Genomic DNA, 9,058 nt, shown 5'->3' with positions numbered 1-9,058 from the left:
AGAGACAGCCCCGGCCCGTGCCGGCGGTCTCCCCCCAGCTTCCCCCGCACGAGCGAACGGCCCGCCGGACGCGTCGGGTGGACGTGGCCGGCCTGCGCCGCATCCGACGCGCCGCCTTCCTCGGGGGAGCGCCGCGCCACTCCGTGCCCGACGCCATCGAACACCTCGCCCGCGCCCACCGGCGACATCATCCCCGCGCGCCGCTGGAGGTACTGGGGGAGGCCTATCGGCTGGCCGAGGCGGCGCACCGGGGGCAGTTCCGCAAGAGCGGCGACCCCTACATCACCCATCCCGTCGCGGTCACCCTCATCCTCGCGGAGCTGGGCGCGGGCACCACCACGCTCACCGCCTCCCTCCTGCACGACACGGTGGAGGACACCGAGGTCACCCTCGAGGAGGTCCGGGAGCGCTTCGGCCCCGGCGTCGGCCACCTCGTGGACGGCGTCACCAAGCTCGAGAAGGTCGACTGGGGCGCCGCCGCCGAACCGGAGACCTTCCGCAAGATGCTGGTGGCCGCGGGCAGCGACGTGCGGGTGATGGCGATCAAACTCGCCGACCGCCTCCACAACATGCGCACCCTGGGCGTCATGCGTCCGGAGAAACAGGCCCGGATCGCCCGGGTCACCCGGGACGTCCTCATCCCACTCGCCGAGCGCCTCGGAGTGCAGGCCCTCAAGACCGAGCTGGAGGACCTGGTCTTCGCCATCCTCCACCCCGAGGAGCACCGCCGGGCGATGGACCTGATCCGCGCCCGCGCCGGACACCCCGACCCCCTGGAGGGGGTCGCCGAGCGGGTCCGCGCCGTGCTGCGGGAGGCCGGCATCGCGGCGGAGGTGCGGATCCGTCCCCGCCACGTCTTCTCCGTCCACCGCGTGCTGACCAAGCGCGGCGCCCTCTCCCCGCACGACTTCGGCCGGCTGCTGATCCTCGTCGAGGAGAAGGCCGACTGCTACGGCGTCCTGGGCGAGCTGCACACCTGCTTCTCCCCGGTGGTCTCCGAGTTCAAGGACTTCATCGCCACCCCCAAGTTCAACCTCTACCAGTCCCTGCACACCGCGATCGTCGACGACGCCGGGGAGGAGCCGGGCGGCGTCGCGGAGGTGCTGGTGCGCACCCACCGCATGCACCGGGTCGCCGAGGCCGGCGTGGTGGCCCTGCCCCACGCCGAAGCCGACCCGGCGGTCGACCCGGGTGGCGGCGAGGGCGAGGCCGGCGAGCGGCCGGACTGGCTCTCCCGCCTCCTGGAGTGGCAGCGCGAGGCCCGGGACCCCGACACCTTCTGGACCGAGCTGCGCGAGGAACTCTCCGAGGACCGGGAGATCGTGGTCTTCGACGAGGACGAACCCCACCGTTCGGCCGCCGGCCCCACCGGACTTGATCCCGCCGACCCCGGACCGCTGCACCTGCCGGTCGGCGCCACCTGCGTGGACGCCGCCTACGCCCGGCACGGTCGCCGGGCCCACGCCTGCGTCGGCGCCCGGGTCAACGGTCGTCTCGTGCCGCTCGGCACCCCCCTCGGGGACGGGGACACCGTGCGTCTGCTGCTCCTTCCCGAGTCCGAGCCCGTGCCCGGTCCGGGTGCCGACTGGCTGGAGCACGCCCGTACCCCCGCGGCCCGGCTCGCCATCCGCGCCTGGGCCGCCGATCGTCCCGCGCCGGACCCGGTGGCCCCGCGCGAGGCGGCCCCCGCGCGCTCCCGGCGCCGGCCGTGCGCCGGAGCGGATGTCCGGCCGGCCCCCCTGCCGGGGGGAAGCGGCGGTTCCCCGGGCACGACGCCCGCCGGCGCCCCGGCCCCCGGGGTGAACGGGGACGAGGGCGTCGCGACGGAGACCGGCATCGTCGTCGAGGGACCGCGGGGCGCGGTCCCCGCCGACCGGGTGCGCCTGGCCCGCTGCTGCACCCCCGTGCCGGCCGACGAGGTCACGGCCTTCCCGGTACGCGGTGGGGGCGTCACGGTGCACCGGGAGAGCTGTCCGGCGGCGTGCAGGATGGCACGCTCCGGGCGATCGGCGGTGCCCGTGCGGTGGCGGGACACCGCCACCGGCTGCCGGGTCACCCTGCACGCCGAGGCCCTGGGACGGCCCCACCTCCTCGCGGAGCTGACCGAGGCGCTCGCCGAGCACGGCGCCTCGGTGCTCAGCGCCGAGGTCGAACCGCCCCAGGAGCGGCGGGTGCGGCACACCTACACGCTGCGCCTGCCGGACGCCCGTGAGCTGCCGCGCCTCATGCGCGCGATGCGCGGGGTACCCGGGGTGTACGACGTGGTGCGGGCCCTGCGCACCGGCGCCTGACCGCACCGTCCGGGGGGCCGGCGAGGACCCACCGGACGAAACGACACGGAAAACCCCGTGCCCGTACCGATGGGGCGTGCGACCATGGAGGGGTACGCGCGGGAGCGACGACCGGGGACCCGGTCGCCCGACGGCCGGGAATCCCCCGGCGGTCCCCGGCGTTGTACTCCCCGGGGAGCCGCGTCCCCGGCGGGGCCGGGGACGACCCGGTGCCCGTTCCGGCCTCCCGGCCGGTCCGCCGCACATCGGCGGATGGATCACCGGGCTCCGGCCGGCCCGACGCGCCGAGCGCGCCGCGGCCGGAACGCACGCCGTGCCCCGACCACCACCCGCCGACGTTAGGACGACATTGACCCTCTCTCCCCTTCCTCAGGACCAGCACAGCCGCGCCGCCGGGCGCCGGGCCGATGCCCTGATGGATGAGGACATCGCCCGGACCGCGCTCGACACCGAGCGCGACGGTGAGCAGCTCGACCGCGAGGAACGCGCCGCACTGCGCCGCGTCGCTGGCCTGTCCACCGAGCTCCGGGACGTCACCGAGGTCGAGTACCGACAGCTCCGCCTGGAGCGTGTCGTGCTCGTCGGGGTGTGGACCACCGGCACCGCGGAGGACGCCGAGAACTCCCTCGCCGAACTGGCGGCTCTCGCGGAGACCGCGGGCGCCCTCGTGCTCGACGGCGTCATCCAGCGCCGCGACAAGCCCGATCCGGCCACCTACATCGGCTCCGGCAAGGCCCGTGAGCTGCGGGACCTCGTCCTGGAGTCCGGGGCGGACACCGTCGTGTGCGACGGTGAGCTGAGCCCCGGTCAACTCATCCACCTCGAGGACGTCGTCAAGGTCAAGGTGGTGGACCGCACCGCCCTGATCCTCGACATCTTCGCCCAGCACGCCACCTCCCGCGAGGGCAAGGCGCAGGTGTCGCTGGCACAGATGCAGTACATGCTGCCCCGGCTGCGGGGTTGGGGTCAGTCGCTGTCCCGTCAGATGGGCGGTGGCGGCTCCGGTTCCTCGGGCGGCGGCATGGCCACCCGTGGTCCCGGTGAGACCAAGATCGAGACCGACCGGCGTCGCATCCGCGAGAAGATGGCGAAGCTGCGCCGCGAGATCGCCGCGATGAAGACCGGCCGGGACGTCAAGCGGCAGGAGCGCCGCCGCAACCAGGTTCCCTCGGTCGCCATCGCCGGGTACACCAACGCCGGCAAGTCCTCGCTGCTCAACCAGCTCACCGGCGCCGGGGTCCTGGTGGAGAACGCGCTGTTCGCCACCCTCGACCCCACCGTCCGGCGGGCCGAGACGCCGACCGGTCGGGTCTACACCCTGGCCGACACCGTCGGCTTCGTCCGTCACCTGCCGCACCACCTGGTGGAGGCGTTCCGCTCCACCATGGAGGAGGTCGGTGACGCCGACCTCATCCTGCACGTGGTGGACGGTGCCCATCCCGCGCCGGAGGAGCAGCTGGCCGCCGTGCGCGAGGTGATCCGCGAGGTCGGCGCCGCCGACGTCCCGGAGATCGTCGTGATCAACAAGGCCGACGCCGCCGACCCGCTGACGCTCCAGCGGTTGCTGCGGGCGGAGAAGCGGGCCCTGGCGGTCTCCGCACGCACCGGCACGGGCATCGACGAACTCCTGGAGTGGATCGACCGGGAACTGCCCCGGCCGGACGTGGAGCTGCGGATCCTGGTGCCCTACACCGAGGGCGGCCTGGTCTCCCGCGTGCACGCGGAGGGGGAGGTGCTGGCCGAGGAGCACACGGCCGAGGGCACCCTGCTCACCGCCCGCGTCCACGAGGAACTGGCGGCCGAACTGCGGCGCGCCGGCCGGGAGACGGTCGGCGTCTGACCCCGCGTCGCGCCCCCGGGCCCGTCCCCGATGGGAAACCATCGGGGACGGGCCCTTCCGCTTCCCCGGGATTCCCGGGCCGGGGGCGGTGCCCCTCGAGGCCCCGGGCGGCGGGAGGGCCGGACCTCGGCCCCGGAACGCCTCCTGCCGAGGGTCCGCCGAGAGGCTGTGTGCCCCCGGCGTTTCCCCGATCCCTCCCGGGCACCGCCGGCCGGAGGGGATGATGTCCCGGGGCGCACCCATCCGACGGTGAGGGGGACACGTGAGGGCTTTCGGACCGATGGGCGCCGGCGCGGGACTCCTGGCCCTGATCGTCCTCTGCCTGTCCGTCGCTCCCCGGGTTCCCGCCGAGTCGTGGGTGGGGACGAGCATCCGGGCGGGTCTCGGAGCGTTGTTGGCAGCGGCGACGATCGAGTGGGGACGCCTCGTCCTGCGGCACCGGCGGAGGACGCGGGCGAACGCCTCCGCCCGTGCCGGCCGCCGGCGCCGGCTCCTCCGGGTTCATCCCGTCCGGTCGCCGGGCCCGCGCGGTCGCGTCACAGGTCTTCCAGCAGGTTCCGCATCCGGCCGATCTCGGCGTTCTGCTGGGCGGCGATCTCGCCGGCCAGTTCCCTGACGGCCATGTCGCCGGTCTGCGCCAGCACGTCGGCGGCCATGACCACGGCACCCTCGTGATGGGCGATCATCAGCTCCAGGAAGAGGCGGTCGAACTCCCCGTCCCGGGCGGCCCCCAATTCGGCGAGCTGCCCGGGGGAGGCCATGCCGGGCATGTCGGAGTGGTCGTGCCCCCCGTGGTCCTCGTGGCTTCCGTGCCCCTGGTGGTCGTCCGGCCGGTCCCCGGGGTCCCTCTGCTCCGCGTGCTCCTCCAGCCATGCCTCCATGACCGCGATCTCGGGCTCCTGGGCCACCGAGATCCGGCCGGCCAGACCCCGCACCCGCTCGTTCCCGGCGTACCGTTCCGCCAACGCCGTCATCTCCAGCGCCTGCGCGTGGTGCACGGCCATCATCTCCATGAAGGCGAAGTCCGCGGCCACCGGTTCGTCCCGCAGTTGCGTCGCGGCCTCACCGACCTCCTCCGGCGACAGGGTCCGGGCCTCCTCGCCGGGCCGGCCGGGGGCGATCACCGCCGGGGCGTCCCCGTCCGCGGAGGCCTCGGCGGAACTCTCGGTGGTGCAGGCGGTCAGCGGGACGAACGCCAGAGCGGCGATCGCGCCGAGCGCCCGACGACGGATGGAGTGACGGTCCGTCACGTTTCCTCCTGAAACGGGGAGTTGCCGGTGGGTGTCCCGGTCACCCCCACTGATTTCCCTCTGTTGTGATGTACATGCACGGAGCATACTGGGGCCACCCCGAGCACCACTCCTTGAGGAACCCACAGGATCCGGGAGGACCCCACAGTGACGCTGCTCCACAGCCCCCGTCGCCGCCTCGTCGGCGCGGCGGTGGGTGTTTTCGGCCTGCTGGCCGCGTTGTTCACGGCGAGCCCGGCCGCCGCCACACCCGGTACCGAGGACCCGCCGACCGTCCGGGAGATCCCCGGACACGAGTCGGCCGACACCGACGACCCGGCGATGGGCACCGCCTCCACCGACATCCCGGGCGTGGACGAGATCGTCCACAGCCGCAACATCAGCCACCTGGCGACCGTTCCCAGCGAGGTTCTCCAGGGCACGACCTCCGACATCGCCTTCCGCGACCACTACGCCTTCGTCGGCAACTACGACGGCTTCACCGTCTACGACATCCGCAAACCCGAGCGTCCCCGCATCGTCACCGAGGTGTTCTGCCCCGGTGCGCAGAACGACATATCCGTCCACGGCAACCTGCTGATCCTGTCGGTGGACTCCTCGCGCAGCGACGACTCCTGCAACAGCACCACCATGCCCGCCACCCAGCCCGAGGCGTGGGAGGGCATCCGGGTCTTCGACATCAGCGACCTGCGCGCGCCGAAGTACGTGGCGGCCGTCGAGACCGCCTGCGGCTCGCACACCCACACCCTGGTGCCCGGCAAGGGCGCCGTGTACGTCTACGTCTCCTCCTACTTCCCCCACGCGAGCTACCCCGACTGCCAGCCGCCGCACGACGGCATCTCCATCGTCAAGGTGCCGCTGAAGGCCCCGCAGAAGGCCGAACTCGTCTCCTTCGAGGTGCTCTTCCCGGACGGCGGCTTCCCCGGTGACGCCACCGGCACGGCCACCAGCGGCTGCCACGACATCACCGCCTATCCCGCCCTGCGCCTGGCGGCCGGCGCCTGCATGGGCGACGGCATCCTGATGGACATCACCAACCCCGAGGCCCCCCGGGTCATCGACCGGGTCCAGGACGCCGAGCACTTCGCCTTCTGGCACTCGGCCACCTTCAGCCAGGACGGCAGCAAGGTCGTCTTCACCGACGAGCTGGGCGGCGGCGGCGCGGCCACCTGCAACGCGGCCATCGGCCCGGAGTACGGCGCCAACGGCATCTACCACATCACCGGCAAGGGCGACCGACGCAAGCTGGAGTTCCGCAGCTACTACAAGATCCCCCGCCACCAGGCCGACACCGAGAACTGCGTCGCGCACAACGGCTCCCTGATCCCGGCCAAGGGCCGCGACATCATGGTCCAGTCCTGGTACCAGGGCGGCGTCTCGGTGTGGGAGTTCACCGACTCCGACAACCCGGTGGAGATCGGCTGGTTCGACCGGGGCCCGGTCTCCGACGAGCGGCTGACCTTCGGCGGCACCTGGTCGGCCTACTACTACAACGGCCACATCTACTCCAGCGAGCAGCGCGGCCTGGACGTGCTGCGGATCACCGATCCGCGCACCAACAGCGCCCGGAGCGTCAAGCTGAACGAGCTGAACGTTCAGACCCAGCCGCGCTACCGCTGAGTCCGGACGGGCGCCCGGGCCACCCGGACGCCGACCGCACCACCACCCGGTGTGCCGTCGGAGGGTCTCCCTCCGGCGGCACACCGCCGCGATCACCCCGGGGAGGGAAGCGTGACGGCCGGGACGGACCCCCACCGGGGATGGCACGGCGCGGCTTCCGCGGTGTGGGGGTCGTGGTTCCTCTTCTCCCTGATCATGGCGGGAGCGGCGGTGCGCGGGGGAGGCTTCCCGGACCAGGGCGTGAACCGACTGCACTGGTCCCTGGTCCTCGCCCACACCGTATGGGTGGTCCTGCAATTCGTGCCGGGGGAGCGCGGAGCGGGGAGGGACGGAGCCGAGGCCGACCCGTCCGGGGGTGTCCCCGATCGTCGGGAGCGCCTCGTTCGCTGCCTCTCCATGGTGGTCCAATCCGTTCTGCTCATGTCGGTGATCACCGCGGTGGGAACCCTCGTGACGGGCCGGAAGCCGGGAGTGGTCCTCTCGGCGGTCCTCGGCGCCTCCTGGATGATCCCCTACCTGATCGGCACTCTCCTCCTGGCCGTCTGCTGTCTCCTCTCCCCGGTGCGGATCGGGGGGCGACCCCGGGCCCGGCGGACACCGGTGCCTGCACCGTGACGCCGTCCGGCGGATCCGGGTGACCCGATCCGGGGGCCCGACCCGCTCACCGCATGGATTCGATGATGCGGTCGAAGTCCTCGGCGCCGTGTCCGGCGTCGATCTGCCGGCGGATGAGACGTTGCACCATGTCCACGGGGGCGGGAGTGATGCCCTGCTCGGAAGCGGCGCGGGTGATCGTGTCCAACAGGGTCGTCGTCCACTCCAGGCTCTGGAGCGGTTCGCCGTAGTCCCGCTTGTCCAGATGTTCGGTGGAGTGTCCCAGCAACTCCGTCATGGAGGCGAGGAACGGGGCGGCGCGTTCCGCGTATTCGGCCGCGCCGACGCCCGCGGACTGCAGCATCGCGACCCCCTGGAGGAACCCGGCGAACATGGAGTACATCCCCGACAGCAGGGCCAGGTCCCAGAGCGAGGCGAGGCCGGGATCCTCCCCCTCGTGGGTGCTGCCGGCCCAGGTGTTCAGAAACTCCCGGTGCGTCGTGAAAACCTCTGGGGAGCCGCTGTAGAGGATCAACGCCTCGGCGGAGCCGATCGCCCCGGGTACGCTCATGACGGCGCCGTCCAGGTAGGCGATGTCGCGCTGTGCCGCCCAGGCGGAGAGCTCTCGCGCCTCCTCCGGCGTGGTGGTGGTCAGATTGATCAGTGTGCGGCCGCGGAGGGCGTCGCTCTCGGGGTCGAGGGTCTCGTGCACGGAGGCGTGATCGTAAAGACATACGATGATCAGGTCGGCGCTGGTGATCGCCTCCCGGGCGGAAGCGGCCTCCCGGGCACCCCGGGCGAGGAGTTCCCCGGCCCTGCCGGGGGTGCGGTTCCACAGGGTCGGTGAGTGGCCGGCGTCGAGCGCGGCGGCGGCGAGTGCCCGGCCCATGGCGCCGAGGCCGAGCAGGGTGAACGAGGTTCCGGTCATGCAGTCCATGCTGGGCGGGAACCGCGAGGTGCGGAAGTACCGACTGTTTACTGCGGTACCCACCTCGGGGTAAGTGCGCTGGAAGGTGGAGGGTCGTCATGGTGGGAGTTTCCGACAAACAGCCTCGTCGTGGACCGTATGTCTGCGGTATCGACGCGGCGCTGGACGTGGTCGGCGGCAAGTGGAAGGGACTGATCCTCTGGGAATTGTCGGCGCACGGGGTCCGTCGCTTCGCCGAACTGCGTCGCGGCATCCCCGGCGTCAGCGAGAAGATGCTCACCCAGCACCTGCGGGAGATGGAGCACGACGGACTGGTCACCCGCGAGGTCCACGCGGAGGTGCCCCCGCGGGTGGAGTACTCCCTCACCGAACACGGGGCCGCCCTCAACGCGGCGCTGGACTCCCTGGGGGAATGGGGCCTGGCCCGCATCGAGCGGGAGAAACTCGACACGGTGACCGTCGAGATCCCGGGGTGACGAGACGGCCCACCGGCTGTGTCCCCGGTGACGGGGAAGTCGTCTCTCCGTCCGCGGCA

At 72.6% G+C, this 9,058-nt stretch carries 7 protein-coding genes; 5 read left to right on the top strand and 2 right to left on the bottom strand.

Annotated elements, in window-relative coordinates; all coding sequences use genetic code 11:
- Positions 1-17 precede the first annotated feature (17 nt).
- Together FOE67_RS00585 and hflX are read left to right on the top strand one after the other, a co-directional pair.
- Positions 18-2,291: a RelA/SpoT family protein gene (locus FOE67_RS00585; RefSeq protein WP_182659753.1), complete on the top strand. Its 2,274-nt coding sequence runs from the start codon at positions 18-20 to the stop codon at positions 2,289-2,291.
- A 349-nt stretch (positions 2,292-2,640) separates the two neighbouring features.
- The gene (gene hflX / locus FOE67_RS00580) at positions 2,641-4,131 is read left to right on the top strand and encodes a GTPase HflX (protein WP_228473412.1); all 1,491 of its coding nucleotides are present in this window, start codon (positions 2,641-2,643) and stop codon (positions 4,129-4,131) included.
- Positions 4,132-4,667: 536 nt separating this feature from the next.
- Here the strand turns inward: hflX and FOE67_RS00575 are convergent.
- The gene (locus tag FOE67_RS00575; RefSeq protein WP_323383945.1) at positions 4,668-5,381 is read right to left on the bottom strand and encodes a DUF305 domain-containing protein; all 714 of its coding nucleotides are present in this window, start codon (positions 5,379-5,381) and stop codon (positions 4,668-4,670) included.
- A 147-nt stretch (positions 5,382-5,528) separates the two neighbouring features.
- Between FOE67_RS00575 and FOE67_RS00570 the strand changes: the two genes are divergently transcribed.
- The gene (locus FOE67_RS00570; protein WP_182659750.1) at positions 5,529-7,001 is read left to right on the top strand and encodes an LVIVD repeat-containing protein; all 1,473 of its coding nucleotides are present in this window, start codon (positions 5,529-5,531) and stop codon (positions 6,999-7,001) included.
- A 111-nt stretch (positions 7,002-7,112) separates the two neighbouring features.
- Positions 7,113-7,616: a hypothetical protein gene (locus FOE67_RS00565; RefSeq protein WP_182659749.1), complete on the top strand. Its 504-nt coding sequence runs from the start codon at positions 7,113-7,115 to the stop codon at positions 7,614-7,616.
- Positions 7,617-7,662: 46 nt separating this feature from the next.
- Here the strand turns inward: FOE67_RS00565 and FOE67_RS00560 are convergent, their stop codons facing one another.
- Positions 7,663-8,523, bottom strand: coding sequence for an NAD(P)-dependent oxidoreductase (locus tag FOE67_RS00560; protein ID WP_182659748.1), 861 nt, complete (start codon positions 8,521-8,523; stop codon positions 7,663-7,665).
- 98 nt (positions 8,524-8,621) lie between these two features.
- On the opposite strand from FOE67_RS00560, the gene FOE67_RS00555 reads away from it, so the two are divergent.
- Positions 8,622-8,999 carry a winged helix-turn-helix transcriptional regulator gene (locus FOE67_RS00555; protein WP_182659747.1) on the top strand — a complete coding sequence of 126 codons (378 nt, stop codon included), beginning with the start codon at positions 8,622-8,624 and terminating at the stop codon, positions 8,997-8,999.
- The last annotated feature ends 59 nt before the right edge of the window (positions 9,000-9,058 follow it).

The organism is Streptomyces calidiresistens (assembly GCF_014141525.1).
Classification (GTDB): domain Bacteria; phylum Actinomycetota; class Actinomycetes; order Streptomycetales; family Streptomycetaceae; genus Streptomyces; species Streptomyces calidiresistens.
This window is presented reverse-complemented; position numbering and strand designations above follow the sequence as displayed.

Excerpts from the sequence above, each read along its gene's own strand:
- FOE67_RS00560 (WP_182659748.1), bottom strand. The coding sequence starts at position 8,523 with ATGACCGGAACCTCGTTCACCCTGCTCGGCCTCGGCGCCATGGGCCGG.
- FOE67_RS00555 (WP_182659747.1), top strand. The coding sequence starts at position 8,622 with ATGGTGGGAGTTTCCGACAAACAGCCTCGTCGTGGACCGTATGTCTGC.